The organism is Sphingopyxis fribergensis, assembly GCF_000803645.1.
GTDB classification, from domain to species: Bacteria; Pseudomonadota; Alphaproteobacteria; order Sphingomonadales; family Sphingomonadaceae; genus Sphingopyxis; species Sphingopyxis fribergensis.
On the sequence record NZ_CP009122.1, the window covers coordinates 1558847 to 1577145 of the forward strand.

Consider the following 18299-nt stretch of genomic DNA (forward strand, 5'->3'; position numbering starts at 1 on the left):
GTGAGCGCGCTGACCGGCCTGTCTCCTATCCTGTCGGGCCTTGCGCTGGCGGGCTTTACCGGCGTCACCTTGTGGTTGCTGATGCGGCCGCGGGCGCGGATGGCGGCGTTGATGCCGGCGCCGCGCTTGCTCGCCGCGACGGCCGCGGCCACTGCCTTATGGTGCGCCGGCCTCACCATCTATGGCCCCGGATCGTCGCAATCGCTGGTCGTACAGACGGTGCGCGACCTCGCCATGCTCCTCTGGTTGGGGGCAACATTCTGGTCGCCGCGTGCGCCGATGTCGCCGCCGCTGCGGCTGATCGTGCGGATGCTCGCAACGATCTGCGTGTTGACGCTGCTGCTTGGCGCGGCGGCGCATTTGCGCGCGGGCGCGGCGGCCGAGGCGTGGATGACGCCGACGCTGGGCTTCGCCGCGGCGGTCGTCGCGATCGGCGGATTGCTGATGATCGATGGCGGGGTTCGCCATGCGAGCGCGGGGCAGCGCATGCCGGTGATGGCGGTCGCGGGCGGTTTTGCGATGCTGTGGGCCTATGAGCTCAACGTCCAGTTGATCGGTGCGCTGACCGGCGAAAAGGCATCGACGCTGATCGCGCTGCTTCCGGCGATCGTTCTGCTCACGCTACCGGTTTATGTCGTCGCAGCGATGGACGTCGGGCGCGAGAAAATGCGCCTGTCGCGCACCGCCGCGACGCGCACGCTGATCCTGCTGGGCGCCGCCGCCTATCTGATCGTCATCGCGCTCACCGGCGCCGTCGCGCGCGTCGTCGGCGGCGATTATGCCGAGCTGGCGCAGGCAATTTCGCTGCTGGTCGCGCTCGGCGCGGGGGGGCTCATGCTCGCTTCTGCGCGGTCGCGCGCGTGGCTGTCGGTGATGATTTCCAAGCATTTCTTTGAGCATCGTTATGATTATCGTGCCGAGTGGATGCGCTTTACCGCGACGCTGGGGCAGGGTGACAAAGGCGATGGGGGCGAGGATGATCGCAACCTGCACCGCCGCGTCGCCAAGGCGCTCGCCGAACTCACCGGAAGCCCCGGCGCATTGCTGATGCTGCCCGCCGCATCGGGCGGTTTTCGCATCACCGAGCATTGGCATTGGCCGGACGGCGCGAGCGACGATGCCATCTTGTCGCTGCGATCGGCCTTCATGCTCCAGGAGACGCAGCATATTGTCGACCTCGATGCCGAGCGCCGGGGACATCCCGGCGAGGATATGGCGATCCCTGAATGGTTGATCGCCGATATGCGCGCCTGGGTCGTCGTGCCGGTGCTGCATTTCCAGCGGATGATCGCGATCGTCATATTGCACCGCCCCGCGGTGTCGCGCGCCCTCGACTGGGAAGACCTCGACGTTCTGCGCATCGCGGGGCAGCAGGCGGCGAGCTATCTGGCCGAATCGCAGAGCCAGCAGGCCCTGTCCGAAGCGCGGCGCTTCGACGAATTCAACCGCCGCTTTGCCTTCATCATGCACGACATCAAGAATCTGGCGAGCCAGATCGGGCTGCTCGCGCGCAACGCCGAACGCCACGCCGACAAGGCGGATTTTCGCGCCGACATGGTCGAGACGCTGAAGATTTCGGCCGGGCGGCTTTCCGACCTGCTCGTCCGCCTCTCGCCGCGCGAGCGTGGTCCCGCGGCGGAGGCGGGGCGGATTTTGGTCGAGCCGGTGCTGAACGAGATCGCGGCCGAGATGCGGCCGCGCCGCGCGTTGTTCGTCGGCTGCCAGGCGGGATTGTCGGCATGGGGCGATGCGGGTGCGATCCGGCAGATCGTCCAGCATCTTGTCAGCAACGCGATCGACTCCTCTGCGCCCGAGACGCCGGTGCAAGTCGTCGCGGTCGCCGAGCAGGGACGCGTACGGATCGACGTGATCGATCAGGGGGGCGGCATGACGCGCGATTTCATTCGCGACGAGCTGTTCAAACCCTTCGTATCGACAAAGGAATCGGGCTTCGGGCTGGGGGCATATGAGGCGCTGCAGATCGCGCAGGCCCTGGGCGGAGCGATCGAAGTGGCGAGCGAACCGGGCAAGGGGAGCAGCTTTACCCTGTGGCTGCCGCTCGGCGATGCGCGCAGTGACAGCGGGGGCGCCCGCGTGGTGAAAGTAGGACAATAATGACCGAGGGCGGGGCCAATTTGCGCAAATTGCTGGTGGTCGAGGACGACCCCGGGCTGCAGACGCAGCTCAAATGGGCGTATGAGGATTATCAGGTCTTCGTCGCGGGCGACCATGATGCCGCGATCGAATTGCTGCGCGCCGAGGAACCCGATGTGGTGACGCTCGACCTGGGCCTGCCGCCCGATCCCGACGGCACGCGCGAAGGGTTCCGGACGCTGAAGGCGATCATCGAGGCCAAGCCCGATACCAAGGTCATCGTCGTGTCGGGGCATGGCGAACGCGCGAGCGCGCTGGCGGCGATCGCGAGCGGGGCGTGGGATTTCTACCAGAAGCCGATCGACATCGACGAACTGGGGCTGATCGTGGCCCGCGCTTTCCATGTGCGCGAACTCGAGGTCGAGAATGCGCGGCTCGCAAGCCAGGGTTCGAACGACAATCGCGTGCTCGGCGGGATGATCACCGGGGCGCCCGAGATGCAGAAGGTCGCGCGGACGATCGAACGCGTCGCGAATCTCGATGTCAGCGTGATGCTGCTCGGCGCGAGCGGCACCGGCAAGGAATTGCTCGCGCGCGGGCTGCACGAGGCGAGCGGGCGGCGCGACGGAGCGTTTGTCGCGATCAACTGCGCGGCGATCCCCGAAAATCTGCTCGAAAGCGAGCTGTTCGGGCACGAAAAGGGCGCGTTTACCGGCGCGGTGAAGACGACCGAGGGCAAGATCGAACTGGCACATGGCGGGACGCTGTTTCTCGACGAGGTCGGCGATATTCCGCTGCCGTTGCAGGTCAAGCTGCTGCGATTCCTGCAGGAGCGGACGATCGAGCGGATCGGCGGGCGTAAGGCGATCGCGGTCGACACGCGCATCGTCTGCGCGACGCACCGCGACCTCGATACGATGATTGCCGAGCAAAGTTTCCGCGACGATCTGTATTACCGGCTCGCCGAGATGGTGGTGAAGATCCCGTCGCTGTCCGAACGGCCGGGCGACGCGGTGCTCCTCGCGCGGCACTTCCTCCACCAATATGCGCCTCAGATGAACCCCGGGGTGCGCGGCTTCGCGCCCGACGCGCTGCAGGCGATCGACGAGGGCCGCTGGCCGGGCAATGTCCGCGAGCTTGAAAACCGCATCAAACGCGCCGTTATCATGGCCGACGGCAAGCTGGTGATGCGCGAGGACCTCGATATGACGGGCGGCGAGGAAGAGGGCGAGGAGGCGTGGCTGAACCTGCGCAGCGCGCGCGAGGCCGCCGACCGCGTCGCGATCCGCCGCGCGATGACGCAGAGCGAGGGCAATATTTCGGCGGCGGCCAAGCTGCTCGGGATCAGCCGGCCGACGCTGTACGACCTGCTCAAGCAATATCGGATGCACGCCTGAATGGATTTGGGGCGCGTCTGGGCGCGTTCGCTGCTACTGGCGGCGTTACTGCTGGGAGCGTGCGGCGACGGGGCGTCGTCCGCACCGCGGCAGAAGCTCGAGGAACGCCGGGCCGCGCTCCAGAATGCTATCGCTGATAACCCGAAAGTAATCGCCGAACGCGTCGAACTGGCGCGCGTGGCGACCAGGCTGGGCGATGGCGTCGGGGCCGAGGCGGCGGTGAAGGGCGCGCTGAGGGCCGGAGCGAACGACGCCGCGCTGCGCCCGTTGCTCGCGCGCGCCTATGCGATGCAGGGCGAGGGGAGCCGGGCGCTCCAGACGCTCGACGATGGCCCGATTATCCCCGAAATGATCGGCGAAGCGGCGTGGGTCGCTGGCGACGTCCATCTGAGCAATGGCGATCTGGGCGCGGCGCGCGAAGCTTATGACCGCGCGGTGCACGAACTGCCGCGCAATTCGGCGCTGTGGGTCGACGTCGCGCGCTTTCGCGACGCCAATGCCGACACGCTTGGCGCGCGCGATGCCGTCGATTATGCGATCGAACTCGACAAGGCGAACAGCGCGGCGCTGGCGTTCAAGGCGAACCTGGTGCGGACCGAGGAGGGACTTAATGCCTCGCTCGCCTGGTATGAAGAGGCGCTTGCCGCCGATCCCGACAATGAAGATGCGCTGATCGAACAGGCGGCGACGCTCGGCGATCTCGGGCGCTATCAAGACATGCTCACCTCGCTACGTCACGCCGCGACGATCGTCCCGCGCGACCCGCGACTCTTTTACCTGCAGGCGGTGCTCGCCGCGCGCGCCGACAATTATGCGCTCGCGCGCAGCCTGCTCCAGCGCACGCGCGGCGCGCTCGACGAACAGCCGTCGTTCATGCTGCTGAGCGCGGTGGTTGAGCTTGAGCTTGGCGGCGAGGCGGTCGCGGCGAGCTGGGCCGACCGGCTGCTGGTCGAGCAGCCCGAAAACTTCACTGCGCGCCGCATCCTCGCGGCGGCCGAATGGGCCGATGGCGACCCGGACGCCGCGCTCGACGCGCTGCTGCCGCTGGTCCAGCGTCCCGACGCCGATAGCTGGTCGCTGCTTCTCGCGGCCCGATCGGCGGCGGAACTCGGCCGGCGGATCGAATCGGCGGACTATCTGGGGCGCGCGGCGGCGCTGGCGCCCGGCGAAGCGGTGCCCTTTGTTGCCGACAATGACTATGGCCTGCTGACGATGGCGGCCGATGCCGAGCCGCTCAATCCGGCTTATGCGATTCCCGCGATCGCGGCCAACCTGTCGAGTGGCAATGGTGTACGGGCGATCGAACGTGCGACGCGACTGCGCGATGCGAATCGCGGCGTCGCCGACGCGCATATCCTGCTGGGCGATGCGGCGCTGGCTGTCGGGCGGACCGATCTGGCGGTGCAGGCCTATCGCACTGCGCGCGACCTCGATGCGGGCGAACGCACGACGCTGCGGCTCGCCAACGCGCTGTTCCGCGCCGGCGATGCCGCGGGGTCGGGCGCCGCGATCCTCGCGTTGCAGCGCAGCCAGCCTTCGAGCATCGCCGCCGACCGATTGTCGGGGCATCTGGCGATGGACATCGAGCATTGGGATCAGGCGATCGCGCATTTCGAGCGCGTGCGCCAGCGAATCGGCAGTCGCGACGCCGTGATTATGCGCGAATTGGCACAGGCGTGGGCGGCGAAGGGCGACGACGATCGCGCGCTGCCGCTGATCGACCGCGCTTACCGGCTACAGCCGCTCAATACCGGAATCATGCTGTTTTACGCCGACTTGCTTGAGCGCCGGGGGCGCAAACAAGCCGCGGCGGATTTGCGCGACAAGGCGGCGCAGATCGGGCGCTAGGGCAGATGGAAATGGCAGGCTTCGACCGGGAACGGACCTCTCAATCATCGTCACCCCGGACTTGATCCGGGGTCCATGACTTCAGCGCCGCCGTGGATCCCGGATCAAGTCCGGGATGACAAAGGAAAGGGCGCGGATAGCAGCTCACCACCCCAAAGCGGAAAGAGCGATCAAGCCTCGGTCAAATCCAGCAACGTACGCGCGTCAAGGCCGATGCGGCGCATCTGCTGTGCGACCGGCGGCCAGACATTGGCGAGGAAGTCGGCGCGCATCAGGTCGCGGAGGCGCTCGGTTGCGCCGGCGGCAACAAACATGCCGACCCCGCGCTTGACCGTAACCAGCCCTTCGTCCTGAAACGTCTGATAGGCTTTCGCTACCGTTAGCGGGTTGGCGCCTTCCTCGGCGGCGAGCGACCGGACCGACGGCAACATGTCGCCGTCGCTAAACTGGCCGTCGAGGATGGCGTTGGCGATGACATCGCGCAGACGTTGGTACACGGGTTTGGACTGATCGAGCATGCCGCCTTAATGCCATAAGACAGCAGCACAGTCAAATTCGGATTATTACAAAGTCGTACCGCTTGGTATAACTAAATGTCCCAAGCGCGCACCACATCGTCATATTCGGGGCGGGGCCGCTCATCGAGATCGCGCGCCGGAGTGCCGATAAAGAAATAGCCGACGATCGTGTCGCCTTCACCCGCGCTGAATGCGGCCGCGACCTCGGCGCTATAGGCGGCCCAGCCGGTCAGCCAGCTGCCGACGAAGCCATGGGCATGCGCGGCGTGGAGCAGGTTCATGCCGATGGCGCCCGCCGACATCTGTTGTTCCCAGACAGGAATCTTGGCGCCGGGGACGGGGGTCGAGAGGAGAACGAGCAGGTTCGGCGCCTGATGCGCGAATTGGTCGAGCGCCGACAGGTCCATGCCCGCAGCGCCGGGATTTTCGGCAACCCACGCGCGTTTCAGCAGCGTCGCGAACGCCGCGCGCTGGTCGTGGGCGATGGTGACGATCCGCCACGGGGCCAGCTTCCCATGATCGGGGGTGCGGAGCGCAAGCGCGATGATATCGCGCAGCGTAGCGGCATCGGGGCCGGGGGCGATCATGTCGCGCGCCTTGCCCGATCGGCGCGTGGCGAGGTGGGCGAGGAGCGAGGATCTGTCGTTGAACATGGTGCGCCATGTGGCGGTTCGTGTCCGTTCGCGCAAGTGTTGCGAACCATTCGCAACAGATTTTGGTCCGTCCGAAGCGGTTTCAAGCGCAATTAGATTCTTCCCATACGCAATTTTCACGCTAGGGTTAAGGCCATCCGCCCCGTTTCGAGGGCCAACAACCATATTCAGGGAAGGGTCGCCATGACCAAAGCCTATGCCCAGCACGGGGACGCCGCCGGGACGTTTCTCGGCCACCCGAAGGGCCTTTTTGTCCTGTTTTTTGCCGAAATGTGGGAGCGCTTTTCCTATTACGGCATGCGCGCGCTGCTGATTTTCTACCTGACCAAGCACTGGCTGTTTTCGGATGGGGAATCGGGCGTCATCTATGGTGCCTATACCGCGCTCGTCTACATCACGCCGGTGCTCGGCGGCTATCTGGCCGATCGCTGGCTGGGGCAGCGAAAGGCGGTCACGTACGGCGCCATATTGCTGACATTCGGCCATTTCATCATGGGGTTCGAGGGCGACGGCGGACAGGATCCGGCCAGCCTCAGCATCTTCTGGCTGGCGCTCGCCTTCATCATCGTCGGCTCGGGCTTCCTGAAAGCCAATATCTCGGTGATCGTCGGCCAGCTTTATCCGCGCACAGACGTGCGCCGCGATGGCGCCTACACGATCTTCTATATGGGGATTAACCTCGGCGCTTTCCTCGGTTCGCTGCTCTGCGGCTATCTCGGCGAGACCTATGGCTGGTCCTATGGTTTCGGCGCTGCGGGCTTTGGCATGCTGCTCGGCCTGATCGTCTTCATCTGGGGCAAGCCGCTGCTGCTCGGCCGCGGCGAACCCGAGGATCCGGCGAAACTGGCGCAGCCCGTGATGGGCATCAAGTTCGAATGGCTGCTTTATATCATCGGCCTCCTCGCTGTCGGCGTTTGCTGGTGGATGGTTCAGAATCAGGCGCTGGTCGGCACGTTCCTGGGCGTAGCGGGGGCCGCGCTGGTCGCCTATGTGGTGTTCACCGCCGTCGTGAAGCTGCCATCGCAGGACCGCGACCGTATCTTCGCCGCGCTGTTCCTGATCCTCGGCTCGATCCTCTTCTGGGCCCTGTTCGAACAGGCGGGTTCGTCGCTCAACCTCTTCGCCGATCGCTATGTCGATCGCGCGGGCGTTCCGGCTTCGGTGTTCCAGTCGCTCAACGCCGGCTATATCGTTCTGTTCGCGCCGCTGTTCGCGGTCCTGTGGACCTGGCTCGGCCGCCGTGGGTGGGAACCTTCGGCGCCCGCCAAGTTCGGCCTAGCGATGCTCCAGCTCGGTCTCGGCTTCTTCGTGCTCAAATGGGGCGCCGAGGCTGCGGGCATGGAGAATGCTACGCCCGTCCTGTTCATCTTCCTGATCTACCTGCTCCACACGACCGGCGAGCTTTGCCTGTCGCCGGTGGGCCTCAGCGCGATGAACCGCCTTGCGCCCGCGCATATGGCTTCGCTTATCATGGGCACCTGGTTCTTCGCATCGGCGACCGGCAATTTCGCCGCAGGCCTGATCGCGGCGGCGACGGGGTCGGAAAAGGCGAGCGGCGAAGGTGCGGGCAAGGCGCTCGTCCTGGATGTCTATGGCACGATCGGCCTGTGGGCGATCGGTTTCGGGATCCTCGTGATCGTCGTATCGCCGCTGATCAAGAAGCTGATGCATCTCGACACGTTGCGCGATTCTGAAGATCTTGCGGGCCAGAATGAGCTGGCCGAGCCGCAGGCGGCAGGCATTCATCCCGAACCCAAGGGGGCGTAACATATGATCCGGGGCGTGAAGGGCAGCCTGCTGGCTGCGGTATCGCTGGCGCTCGTCGGTTGCGCGGCGAATGGCAAGGAAACGGCTTCGGCGGGCGACAAGCCCGCCGAAAAGCCTGTCAAGTTCAACAAGGATCCCTATCCGTCGACGTACAAGGGATATCCGACCCGCCTGACGGTGGTGAAGGGTGTCACGATCTTCGACGGCGAGGGCGGCCGGATCGACAATGGTTCGATCGTGATGACGAGCGGCAAGGTCGATCGCATCGGCGGTCCCGACATGGAATTGCCAACCGATGCCGATGTCATCGACGGCACGGGCAAGTATCTGACCCCCGGCGTCATCGATATCCACAGCCACCTTGGCGATTATCCGTCGCCGAGCGTCGATGCGCATTCGGACGGCAATGAAGCGACGTCGCCGACGACCCCAGAAGTCTGGTCCGAACATAGCGTCTGGCCGCAGGATCCGGGGTTCAGCCGGGCGCTCGCGAACGGCGGCGTGACGAGCTTGCAGATACTGCCCGGCAGCGCGAACCTGATGGGCGGGCGCTCGATCACGCTCAAGAATGTGCCGTCGCGCACGGTGCAGGGGATGAAATTCCCCGGCGCGCCCTATGGCCTGAAAATGGCGTGCGGCGAGAATCCGAAGCGCGTTTACGGCGGCAAGGGGCGGATGCCGTCGACCCGCATGGGCAATTTCGCGGTGAACCGCGCGACGTGGCAGAAGGCCGCGGCGTACAAGAAGAAGATGGACGATGGAAAGGCCGTCGACCGCGACCTCGCGATGGAGACGCTTGCGGGCGTATTGTCGGGCGAAATCCTCGTCCACAATCATTGCTACCGCGCCGACGAAATGGCGCTGGTGATCGATATGTCGAAGGAATTCGGCTACAAGGTGTCAACCTTCCACCACGCGGTCGAAAGCTACAAGATCGCCGACCTGCTCGCCAAGGAAGGCATTTGTTCGGCGATGTGGGCCGACTGGTGGGGCTTCAAGATGGAAGCCTATGACTCGGTCAACGAGAATATCCCGCTCGTCTATAAGGCCGGCGCGTGCACGATCGTCCATTCGGACGATGCGAACCAGATTCAGCGTTTGAACCAGGAAGCCGCGAAAGCCCGCGCTGCTGGGCGCCGTATCGGGATCGACGTCAGCGACGAACAGGCGTGGACCTGGCTGTCGTATAATCCCGCCAAGGCACTAGGTATCGCCGACAAGACGGGCAGCCTGAAGCCGGGCAAGATGGCCGACGTCGTGCTGTGGAACGGCAATCCGTTCAGCGCCTATACCCGGCCCGAAAAAGTGTGGATCGACGGCGCTTTGATGTTCGACGCGAACGATCCGAAGCGGCGTCCGGTGAGCGATTTCGAGCTGGGCCAGCCGGGCGAAGGAGACGTGAAATGATCCGCGCGCTTCTCCTTTCCGCTGCGGCGATCGTCGCGGCTCCGGCCGCGGCGCAGGACATCGCCATTACCAACGCGAAGCTCGTCATCGGCGACGGCAGCGCGCCTATCGAGGGCGGCACCGTCGTCGTGCGCGGCGGCAAGGTTGTTGCGGCGGGGGCCGGTGTAGCTGTGCCTGCGGGCGTCGAGCGCGTCGATGCGCAGGGGCGTTATGTGACGCCGGGCATCGTCGCGGCGTTCAGCCGCGTGGGGCTGACCGAAGTCGATGCCGTCACCGGCACCAACGACCGTTCGGCGCCGCGCACGCGCTTTTCGGCGGGGCTCGACATCGCGCCCGCGCTGAATCCGATGGGCTCGCCCGTCGCGGTCAACCGCGCCTCGGGCGTGACGCGCGCGATCGTCGCGCCGAGTGGCAGCAGCAATTTGTTTGCAGGCCAAGGCGCGGTGGTCGACCTCGCCGACGATATGGACATGGTGACCAAGCCGCGCGCGCTGCAATATGTCGCGTTCGGCGAGGATGGTTCGGCAAAGGCCGGTGGCAGCCGTGCCGCGCTGTTCCTGCTGTTCCGCGAACAATTGCTGGCGGCGCGCAGCTATGCCCGAAACCCGGCGACGCTTGCCGAATGGGGCAATGATGCGATGATCCAGCGCGCCGATGCCGATGCGCTGGTGCGCGTGATCGACGGCTCGACGCCGTTGTTCGTCCGGGTGGATCGCGCGGTGGACATCGTCAATGTCATCAAGCTGAAGGGCGAGTTTCCCGCACTGAAGCTGGTGCTCGTCGGGGCGACCGAAGGCTGGCTCGTCGCGCGCGACATCGCGGCGGCGAAGGTGCCCGTGCTCGTCTCGCCGCTCACCGACCTGCCGTCGAGTTTTGAACAGCTTGGCGCGACGCAGTCGAATGCGGGCAGGCTCAAGGCCGCGGGCGTCGATGTGTCGGTCGGCGTGTTCGACGACGATGACGCGCACAAGATGGGATATGCGACGCAATATGCGGGCAATCTCGTCGGGCTTGCGCGCGTCCCAGGCGCGAGCGGGATGACGTGGGATCAGGCGTTCGCGTCGATCAGCAGCGTCCCCGCGCGCGCGGTCGGCATGGAGGGTAGCATCGGCTCGCTGCGTCCGGGCCGCGCCGGCGACGTCGTGATCTGGGATAATGATCCGCTCGAACTCGGCAGTCGCCCGACGATGCTGTGGATCGACGGCAAGGCGCAATCGCTCACGACGCGGCAGGATCGCCTGCGCGACCGCTATCTGACACCGCAGGAAGGGGCGCTGCCCAAGGCTTATGATCGGTAGGAACGGGCGGGCGCGGTGGCGCCTTCCTGTCAACCCCCTATGTTGACACTGTTACCTTGGTGACGGATGGTGTCGGCCTGATGCCGCGAGTCGCCTGCGGCAGGGGAGGGGTCGGCCATGCAGCCCATGTCGCTTTTGATTGTCACCGGCGTTTTGTTCGTCGGCTCGCACCTCGCTTTATCGCATCCGCTCCGCGACGGGCTCGCGGGGCGGATGGGTGAGCGGGGGTTCCAGATCACCTACTCGGTCGTTGCGATCGCGACGTTCATCATGCTCGTGCAGGCATGGCGCGGGATGCCGCCCGAGCCGCCCTTATGGGTGGTCGACGATCCGCTGTGGACGCTCGCCTCGCTGATCGTGCTGTTCGCGAGCATCTTGTTCATGGGGTCGCTAATCGGCAATCCGGCGCTGCCCGCGCCGGGAGCGGCGAAGGCGGCAGAGGCCGCGCCGCGCGGGGTTTTCGCGATCACGCGGCACCCGATGATGTGGGGCTTTACGCTCTGGGCTCTTGCCCATGCGCTAGTGATGCCGACGCCGGGGCAGATCGTCCTGTCGGCGATCATCATCTTTCTCGCGCTCGTCGGTTCGGCGGGGCAGGACGCGAAGAAGGCGCGGCTGATGGGCGATGCGTGGCTCCAGTGGGCGGCGCGAACGAGCTTTGTGCCCTATGCGCGGCAGATCGGCGGCGCGGCGCCGTGGGCCGATACGATCCCGCGCCCGCATGCGTTGCTGGGCGGGACCGTGCTTTGGCTCATTGCCACTTGGGCGCATGGCGCACTGGGTTATATGGTCGCGGGAATCTGGCGCTGGATGGGTTGATATAATGCACGACAAGACGACGACCGCCGACCTTTCGCTCCGCCTGCTCGGGCGACCGCTCGACGAACTCGACGATGATGAGCGGCGGGTGCTCGACGCGATCGCCGAGCGCCGACTGATCAGCCGCGACGCCGCCGATATCGACGATGAGGGGGCGAGTTTCGGGGCGCGGCTCTCCGACCGGGTTGCCAGAGTCGGCGGGTCTTGGGGATTCATCATCCTGTTCACCGTCGTGCTGGTCGGCTGGATGCTGCTCAATTCGGCGGTATTGGAGCGCTGGGGGATGGCGTTCGATCCCTATCCGTTCATCTTCCTCAATCTGATGCTGTCGACGCTGGCAGCGGTGCAGGCGCCGATCATCATGATGAGCCAGAACCGCGCGTCGGCAAAGGACCGCATCGCGGCGGGGCTCGATTATGAGATCAACCTGCGCGCGGAACTGGAGATCATGCGGTTGCACGAGAAGCTCGACCAGATGCGGTTTCATGAGCTGTCGGAGAAGGTCGACGCGCTGTGCGAGCGGTTGGAGGTGAAGGATTAGATTGAGGGTCGGGGATCGATGTCTGTTTTGGGGTGGGAAGCGGACGCTAAATCCTCCCTGTCGCGAAGCGATGGGGAGGGGGACCGCGCCCATCGGGCGTGGTGGAGGGGCAGCGACGTTGCGCCATAGCCCCTCCGTCAGCGCTACGCGCTGCCACCTCCCCATGCCTGCGGCACAGGGAGGATCTTATGTCCGCAATTGGTCGCTAGCCGCCGTTAAAGCCGCACCATCCGCATCCCCATTTCACCATAACGCGGGCCGCTCGTGCCGCCCTTCGGCGCCGCGGCGTCGATCGCGGCGAGGTCGTCGGCGGTCAGCGTGACGTCCGCCGCCCCCACGCTATCCTCCATCGTCGCACGGCGCTTGGTGCCGGGAATCGGGACAATGTCGCCGCCTTGCGCGAGCAGCCAGGCGAGCGCGACCTGAGCCTTTGATACGCCATGCTTGTCTGCAACGGCGCCGATTGCATCGACGATCGCCAGATTGGCGGGCAGATTTTCGTCCGAATAGCGCGGATCGTTGCGGCGCCAGTCGTTTTGGGGAAGCTCGTCGCGGCTGCGTACCGCGCCCGCGAGAAAGCCGCGGCCGAGCGGCGAATAGGGGACGAAGCCGATGCCGTTTTCGCGGCAGACGCCGAGAATCTCGTCCTCGATGTCGCGCTCCCAGATGGAATATTCGCTCTGCAATGCGGTGATCGGCGCGGCCTTGGCGGCGCGGCGGATCGTTTCCGGGCCGGCTTCGGACAGCGCGATGTGGCGGACCTTGCCCTCCTTGACGAGCTCCATCATCCCGCCGACGACCTCTTCGATCGGGATCGAGGGATCGACGCGGTGCTGGTAGAACAGGTCGATCGTGTCGATGCCGAGCCGCTGGAGCGAGCCTTCGCATGCGGCGCGGGCGTTAGAGGGCGAACCGTCGACGCCGACGATCTGGTTGCCGTCGAACTTGAAGCCGAACTTTGTCGCGATGATCAGGCCGTCGCGCTTGCCCTTGATCGCGGCGCCGAGCAATTCTTCGTTCGAGAACGGGCCATAGATTTGCGCGGTGTCGAAAAAGGTGACGCCGAGGTCGATCGCGCGGTGGATCGTGCGCGTCGATTCGTCCAAATCGGCCGCCTCGCCATAAAGGATATTGCCGCCCTTGATCATCGGCATGCAGCCGATGCCGATCGCCGAAACTTCGAGGCCGTGGCCGAGCTTGCGATATTTCATGGGGTTTCTCCTGCTGGTTCGTTCTCGACGCCGTCGGCAGCATATTTGGTCGCGGCGACGTCACCAATAACATTGCCGAGTGTACGGAAAATGTCAGGAAAAGTCTCGACCGCGACGAGCAGGCCGAGCGGTGCGACCGGCACGCCCATCGACACGGCGATCGGCGCGATAGACGTCACGAAACTGATCGAGCCGGGCAGGCTGACCGACGAGAGCGCCGCGGCCATCGCGACCGCGAGGCCGACCGCCATTTCCCACGGCGACAGTTCGATCCCGAACAGCCATGCGACATAGACGACGACCGCGAGGTTCATCGCCGGGCTGGTGAAGCGGAAGAGGGCAACCGCGAGCGGCAGCACGACGTCGGCCTTTTTGGGATCGACGCCGAGCTCTTCGGACGATTTCAGCATCGCGGGCAGGCTGGCGAGCGAGCTTTGCGTGCTGATCGCAACCGCCAATGTCGGCACCATCGCGCGGACGAAGCGCGGCACCGAAATGCCGACGACAAGCCACGCGAGAAGCAGGCCGAGCAAGAGGCAGCTGATCCCGACCGACGACAGAATCAGCACATAATGGATGAGCCCGCCGAACGCCGCTACGCCGGCCTTGACCGCGAGCGCATAGCCCAGCGCGAAAACGCCGATCGGAGCGAGCGCGAGAACCCAGCCGATGACGATCAGCATCGCGTCACCCAGCGCCTTGAACAGCCCCGACAGCGTCGCGCGCTGCACCGGTTCCAATTTGGTGATCGCGAAGGCGAAGATGGTCGTGAAGACGATCAACGGCAGGATCGCGGTGTCGGCCGCCGCCGCAATCGGATTGGTCGGGACCAGCGAGAGCAGAAAGTCGCCAAATGTCGGCGACGGCCCCGCTTCTGCCGTGCCGCCGAGGCCGTGGCGCAATGCTTCGGCCGCACCCGCGGAAAGCGGGAAGAGGCGCAGCAGAAGCGGTGTCATCAGCAGCGACATCAGACCCGAAAGCGTGATCGCGCCGAGGAAGATCATCACGGCGCGGAAAGCGAGCTTGCCCGCGCGCGCGGCGTCGGCGGTTGCAGTAATGCCGGTGATCAGCAGCGCGACCACGAGCGGGACGATCGTCATCTTCAAGGCGTTGAGCCAAAGCAGCCCGATCGGTTCGATATAGGGAAGCGAGGCGGTGCCGGCGGCGGGCGACACCAGCTCGACGCCGATACCCAGAAGCATGCCGGCGACCAGCGCCGAAAGGATGAACCAAGCGGATTTCAAGACGGATTCTCCCGGCGATTTTTCTGGCCAGCTTGCCAAGCAAAAGAGGGTGACTTAGAGCACCTCCCGGAAGAAACGGGAACCGGTTTTTGGGCCGGTCAATGCTCCGTCGGGGCCATCCCGCGGGACGCCGGGGCAGGCTTGCCGGGCGATGGTTAGATAGCAGAGGGAACATGCGCAAGTTTTTCGGAACCGACGGGATTCGCGGTCTGACCAACAAGGCCCCGATGACCGCGGAAGTCGCGATGCGCGTCGGCATGGCGGCGGGCGCACACTTCCTGCGCGGTGATCACAAACATCGCGTCGTGATTGGCAAGGATACGCGATTGTCGGGCTATATGCTCGAAAACGCGCTGGTCGCGGGTTTCACCAGCGTCGGCATGGACGTGGTGCAGGTCGGGCCGATGCCGACCCCGGCGATCGCGATGCTCACACGGTCGATGCGCGCCGATCTGGGCGTCATGCTGTCGGCGAGTCACAACCCCTATTACGACAATGGCATTAAACTGTTCGGTCCCGACGGGTACAAGCTGTCCGACGAGGATGAGGCGCAGATCGAGCATCTGCTGACCGTTGAGCCTGTGCTCGCCGATCCGGCGCATATCGGACGCGCGAAACGCATCGACGACGCGCGCGGCCGCTATATCCATGCGGTGAAGCAGAGCTTGCCCGAATCGGTCCGCCTCGACGGGCTGCGCATCGTGCTCGATTGCGCCAATGGCGCGGCGTATAACAGCGCGCCGACGGTGTTCTGGGAACTCGGCGCCGACGTTGTCGCGATCGGGGTCGAACCCAATGGCACCAATATCAACGACAAATGCGGATCGACCGCGCCCGCGCTGCTTCAGGAAACCGTGGTCGCGAGCGGCGCCGACATTGGCGTCGCGCTCGATGGCGACGCCGACCGGCTGATCGTCGTCGACGAAAAGGGCAAGCTGGTCGACGGCGACCAGATCATGGGGCTGATCGGCGCGAGCTGGGCGCGGCAGGGGCGGCTGAAAGGCGGCGGGGTCGTCGCGACGGTGATGTCGAACCTCGGCCTCGAACGTTTTCTCGAAGGTGAAGGGCTGCGGCTCGAGCGCACCAAGGTCGGCGACCGTTATGTGCTCGAGCGGATGAAGGAAGGCGGCTTCAACGTCGGCGGCGAACAGTCGGGGCATATGATCCTGTCAGACCATGCGACGACCGGCGACGGCACGCTTGCGGCGTTGCAGGTGCTTGCCGAGCTCGTGGCGGCTGAAAAGCCGGCGAGCGAATTGCTGCACCAGTTCGACCCGGTGCCGCAGCTTTTGAAGAATGTCCGCTTTGCCGGCGGCAAGCCACTGGAGAATAAGGACGTCATCGCGGCAATTGCCGAGGGCGAGGCTGCGCTCAACGGCCGCGGGCGCTTGGTGATCCGCCCGTCGGGAACCGAGCCGCTGATCCGAGTGATGGCAGAAGGCGACGATGCCGGCGAAGTCGAGCGCGTGGTCGATATGATTTGCGACGCAGTACGAACTGCGACAGCTTAATCATTGATTTTTGTAGAACCGAAAGAGACTTACCATGCTTGAGATGCGACCTGATTGCGAAAAATGCGGCAAGGATTTGCCCGCCAATGTCCATGGCGCCTTCATCTGCTCGTTCGAATGCACTTTCTGCGCGAATTGCGCCGACAAGCTCGACGAAATTTGCCCCAATTGCGGTGGCGACTTGCTCGACCGCCCGCTGCGCGAAGGTGCGGCGCTGGCGAAATTTCCCGCTTCGACGGAGCGAAAGCATAAGGGGTGACCACCGCACGCGTGCTCATCATCGCCGGATCTGACAGCGGCGGCGGCGCGGGGATTCAGGCCGATATCAAGGCGGTCACGATGCTCGGCGGCCACGCGATGACCGCGATCACCGCGATCACGGCGCAGAATACGCTGGGGGTGCAGGGCGTCCATCCGGTCCCGACCGCTATGGTGCTTGCGCAGATCGACAGCGTTGCGTCGGATATCGGCGTCGACGCGATCAAGATCGGGATGATCGGCAGCGCCGAAACGGCAGCCGCAGTGGCGGAGCGATTGTCGCAGTCTGACTTGGCGCAAGCGGCGCTGGTGTTCGATCCGGTGATGGTCGCAACCAGCGGCTCGGTTCTCGCCGACGCGGCGACGATCGACGCGTTTCGCGCGTTGCTCGACCGCGCGATGGTGGCGACGCCGAATCTGCCAGAGCTGGAAGCGCTCGGCGGCGAGGAGGCGGTGCTCGCGCACGGCTGCTCGCTACTCATCAAGGGCGGCCATGCCGAGGGCGAGACGGTGATCGACCGCTTGCTCGAAACGGGTGAGGGCGAGGTCGCGCGTTGGGAGGCGCCGCGGATCGACACGAAGCACAGCCATGGCACGGGCTGCACGCTGGCGAGCGCGATCGCGACGGGGCTGGCGCAGGGTATGCCGCTCGAACCCGCGATTGCACGCGCGCGCGATTTCGTGCGGCTTTCGCTGCACGATGCACCGGGGCTGGGGCAGGGCTATGGCCCGATGGGACAGCAATATGTGCGCAACGACGGGCTGTTCACCGGCCCGGCGCTCAACCAGATAACGCTGCCCGCGACGGACTATGCGGTGTCGGTCGCCTTCTACAAGCAGATGGGGCTCAAGCAGATCGTCGATAGTCCCGGCGCCGGAGCAATTGGGGGTTATGCGCGGTTCGAGGCCGCCAATGGGGTGACGCTGTCTATTCATGTCGGCGATGGCGCGGCGGGCGGCGCGACCGCCTATCTGGAAAGCGGCGCGCTCGATGCGTGGGTCGCCTATCTCGCGCGGCGCGGGGTGCGGTTCGAGCAGATGCCGAAGGATGAGGAATGGGGCTGGCGTGAGGCGCGCTTGGCCGATCCCGCCGGCAATCGGCTGTGCCTGTATCAGGCGGCCGAATATCGGCGCTATCCGCCGTGGCGCATATGATCGTCGGCGTCGACGAGGCCGGGCGCGGGCCGCTCGCGGGGCCGGTGGTGGCTGCAGCGGTGCTGCTCTGCGAGGGCGGGATCGACGGGCTCGACGATTCCAAAAGGCTGACCGCGAAACGCCGCGCCGAACTGGAGGCGCAGATCAAGACGCGTTGCCGCTGGGGCGTCGGCGAGGCGAGTGTCGAGGAGATCGACCGCATCAACATCCTGCAGGCGACCTTCCTCGCGATGACGCGCGCGGTCGAGGCGCTGGGGATCGAGCCCGCCGAGATACTCGTCGACGGCAACCGGCTGCCGCGCTGGCGCTATACCGCGACCGCGATCATCGGCGGCGACGCGCTGCATCCCTGCATTTCGGCGGCAAGTATCATCGCGAAGGAGCATCGCGACCGCTTCATGGTGGCGATGGCCCGCGATTTTCCCGGCTTTGGCTGGGAAACCAACATGGGTTATGGTACCGCGCAGCATCTCGCGGCGCTGCGCCAGCATGGCCCGACGCCGCTCCATCGGACCAGTTTTGCCCCGGTCGCACAAATGCAGCTGGTCTGAAGCCCACGAGCCAAAAGGGGAGACGGC

General features: G+C 65.4%; 16 protein-coding genes. 12 read left to right on the top strand and 4 right to left on the bottom strand.

Going from position 1 to position 18299, the window contains the following annotated elements:
- From prsK to SKP52_RS07295, 3 genes are read left to right on the top strand one after another with little or no spacing between them, the layout of a single operon-like run.
- Nucleotides 1-2115: an XrtA/PEP-CTERM system histidine kinase PrsK gene (gene prsK, locus SKP52_RS07285; RefSeq protein ID WP_039573387.1), complete on the top strand. Its 2115-nt coding sequence runs from the start codon at nucleotides 1-3 to the stop codon at nucleotides 2113-2115.
- Nucleotides 2115-3491 carry a PEP-CTERM-box response regulator transcription factor gene (prsR, locus tag SKP52_RS07290; protein WP_039573390.1) on the top strand — a complete coding sequence of 459 codons (1377 nt, stop codon included), beginning with the start codon at nucleotides 2115-2117 and terminating at the stop codon, nucleotides 3489-3491. The genes prsK and prsR overlap by 1 nt, the downstream gene beginning before the upstream one ends.
- On the top strand, nucleotides 3492-5339 hold the full coding sequence (locus SKP52_RS07295; protein WP_039573392.1) for a tetratricopeptide repeat protein: 1848 nt from the start codon (nucleotides 3492-3494) through the stop codon (nucleotides 5337-5339).
- 170 nt (nucleotides 5340-5509) lie between these two features.
- Here the strand turns inward: SKP52_RS07295 and SKP52_RS07300 are convergent, their stop codons facing one another.
- Together SKP52_RS07300 and SKP52_RS07305 are read right to left on the bottom strand one after the other, a co-directional pair.
- The gene (locus SKP52_RS07300; protein WP_039573396.1) at nucleotides 5510-5857 is read right to left on the bottom strand and encodes a GntR family transcriptional regulator; all 348 of its coding nucleotides are present in this window, start codon (nucleotides 5855-5857) and stop codon (nucleotides 5510-5512) included.
- 71 nt (nucleotides 5858-5928) lie between these two features.
- The gene (locus tag SKP52_RS07305; protein WP_039573399.1) at nucleotides 5929-6510 is read right to left on the bottom strand and encodes a nitroreductase family protein; all 582 of its coding nucleotides are present in this window, start codon (nucleotides 6508-6510) and stop codon (nucleotides 5929-5931) included.
- Nucleotides 6511-6693: 183 nt separating this feature from the next.
- Between SKP52_RS07305 and SKP52_RS07310 the strand changes: the two genes are divergently transcribed.
- The 5 genes from SKP52_RS07310 (at nucleotide 6694) to SKP52_RS07330 (ending at nucleotide 12342) form a co-directional block, all read left to right on the top strand.
- A complete protein-coding gene (locus tag SKP52_RS07310) occupies nucleotides 6694-8277 on the top strand; it encodes a peptide MFS transporter (RefSeq protein ID WP_039573402.1) in 1584 nt (527 codons plus the stop codon).
- A gap of 3 nt (nucleotides 8278-8280) precedes the next feature.
- The gene (locus tag SKP52_RS07315; protein WP_039573405.1) at nucleotides 8281-9684 is read left to right on the top strand and encodes an amidohydrolase; all 1404 of its coding nucleotides are present in this window, start codon (nucleotides 8281-8283) and stop codon (nucleotides 9682-9684) included.
- Nucleotides 9681-10982 (top strand): amidohydrolase family protein, encoded by a 1302-nt coding sequence (locus SKP52_RS07320; protein WP_187337288.1) that lies wholly within the window; start codon nucleotides 9681-9683, stop codon nucleotides 10980-10982. The genes SKP52_RS07315 and SKP52_RS07320 overlap by 4 nt, the downstream gene beginning before the upstream one ends.
- A gap of 126 nt (nucleotides 10983-11108) precedes the next feature.
- Entirely contained in the window at nucleotides 11109-11801 is a 693-nt protein-coding gene (locus SKP52_RS07325; protein ID WP_321164074.1) for an NnrU family protein, read from the top strand.
- Nucleotides 11802-11805: 4 nt separating this feature from the next.
- Entirely contained in the window at nucleotides 11806-12342 is a 537-nt protein-coding gene (locus SKP52_RS07330) for a DUF1003 domain-containing protein (RefSeq protein WP_039573411.1), read from the top strand.
- Between the two features lie 215 nt (nucleotides 12343-12557).
- Here the strand turns inward: SKP52_RS07330 and SKP52_RS07335 are convergent, their stop codons facing one another.
- Both SKP52_RS07335 and SKP52_RS07340 read right to left on the bottom strand, forming a co-directional pair.
- Nucleotides 12558-13553 (bottom strand): aldo/keto reductase, encoded by a 996-nt coding sequence (locus SKP52_RS07335; RefSeq protein ID WP_039573414.1) that lies wholly within the window; start codon nucleotides 13551-13553, stop codon nucleotides 12558-12560.
- Nucleotides 13550-14797 (bottom strand): dicarboxylate/amino acid:cation symporter, encoded by a 1248-nt coding sequence (locus SKP52_RS07340; protein ID WP_039573416.1) that lies wholly within the window; start codon nucleotides 14795-14797, stop codon nucleotides 13550-13552. Before SKP52_RS07340 ends, SKP52_RS07335 begins: the two co-directional genes overlap by 4 nt.
- A gap of 173 nt (nucleotides 14798-14970) precedes the next feature.
- Here SKP52_RS07340 and glmM point away from each other — a divergent pair, with 173 nt between their 5' ends.
- From glmM to SKP52_RS07360, 4 genes are read left to right on the top strand one after another with little or no spacing between them, the layout of a single operon-like run.
- Nucleotides 14971-16308 (top strand): phosphoglucosamine mutase, encoded by a 1338-nt coding sequence (gene glmM, locus SKP52_RS07345; RefSeq protein ID WP_039573418.1) that lies wholly within the window; start codon nucleotides 14971-14973, stop codon nucleotides 16306-16308.
- 34 nt (nucleotides 16309-16342) lie between these two features.
- Nucleotides 16343-16567, top strand: a complete 225-nt coding sequence (locus tag SKP52_RS07350; protein WP_039573423.1) for a DUF1272 domain-containing protein — start codon at nucleotides 16343-16345, stop codon at nucleotides 16565-16567.
- Nucleotides 16564-17721, top strand: a complete 1158-nt coding sequence (thiD, locus tag SKP52_RS07355) for a bifunctional hydroxymethylpyrimidine kinase/phosphomethylpyrimidine kinase (protein WP_039573426.1) — start codon at nucleotides 16564-16566, stop codon at nucleotides 17719-17721. The genes SKP52_RS07350 and thiD overlap by 4 nt, the downstream gene beginning before the upstream one ends.
- Nucleotides 17718-18272, top strand: a complete 555-nt coding sequence (locus SKP52_RS07360) for a ribonuclease HII (protein ID WP_039573428.1) — start codon at nucleotides 17718-17720, stop codon at nucleotides 18270-18272. Before thiD ends, SKP52_RS07360 begins: the two co-directional genes overlap by 4 nt.
- The last annotated feature ends 27 nt before the right edge of the window (nucleotides 18273-18299 follow it).

What these genes read in the sequence shown, in the direction of transcription:
- prsR (WP_039573390.1), top strand. Translation starts at nt 2,115, where the DNA reads ATGACCGAGGGCGGGGCCAATTTGCGCAAATTGCTGGTGGTCGAGGAC.
- SKP52_RS07295 (WP_039573392.1), top strand. Translation starts at nt 3,492, where the DNA reads ATGGATTTGGGGCGCGTCTGGGCGCGTTCGCTGCTACTGGCGGCGTTA.
- SKP52_RS07300 (WP_039573396.1), bottom strand. Translation starts at nt 5,857, where the DNA reads ATGCTCGATCAGTCCAAACCCGTGTACCAACGTCTGCGCGATGTCATC.
- SKP52_RS07305 (WP_039573399.1), bottom strand. Translation starts at nt 6,510, where the DNA reads ATGTTCAACGACAGATCCTCGCTCCTCGCCCACCTCGCCACGCGCCGA.
- SKP52_RS07310 (WP_039573402.1), top strand. Translation starts at nt 6,694, where the DNA reads ATGACCAAAGCCTATGCCCAGCACGGGGACGCCGCCGGGACGTTTCTC.
- SKP52_RS07315 (WP_039573405.1), top strand. Translation starts at nt 8,281, where the DNA reads ATGATCCGGGGCGTGAAGGGCAGCCTGCTGGCTGCGGTATCGCTGGCG.
- SKP52_RS07320 (WP_187337288.1), top strand. Translation starts at nt 9,681, where the DNA reads ATGATCCGCGCGCTTCTCCTTTCCGCTGCGGCGATCGTCGCGGCTCCG.
- SKP52_RS07325 (WP_321164074.1), top strand. Translation starts at nt 11,109, where the DNA reads ATGTCGCTTTTGATTGTCACCGGCGTTTTGTTCGTCGGCTCGCACCTC.
- SKP52_RS07330 (WP_039573411.1), top strand. Translation starts at nt 11,806, where the DNA reads ATGCACGACAAGACGACGACCGCCGACCTTTCGCTCCGCCTGCTCGGG.
- SKP52_RS07335 (WP_039573414.1), bottom strand. Translation starts at nt 13,553, where the DNA reads ATGAAATATCGCAAGCTCGGCCACGGCCTCGAAGTTTCGGCGATCGGC.
- glmM (WP_039573418.1), top strand. Translation starts at nt 14,971, where the DNA reads ATGCGCAAGTTTTTCGGAACCGACGGGATTCGCGGTCTGACCAACAAG.
- SKP52_RS07350 (WP_039573423.1), top strand. Translation starts at nt 16,343, where the DNA reads ATGCTTGAGATGCGACCTGATTGCGAAAAATGCGGCAAGGATTTGCCC.
- SKP52_RS07360 (WP_039573428.1), top strand. Translation starts at nt 17,718, where the DNA reads ATGATCGTCGGCGTCGACGAGGCCGGGCGCGGGCCGCTCGCGGGGCCG.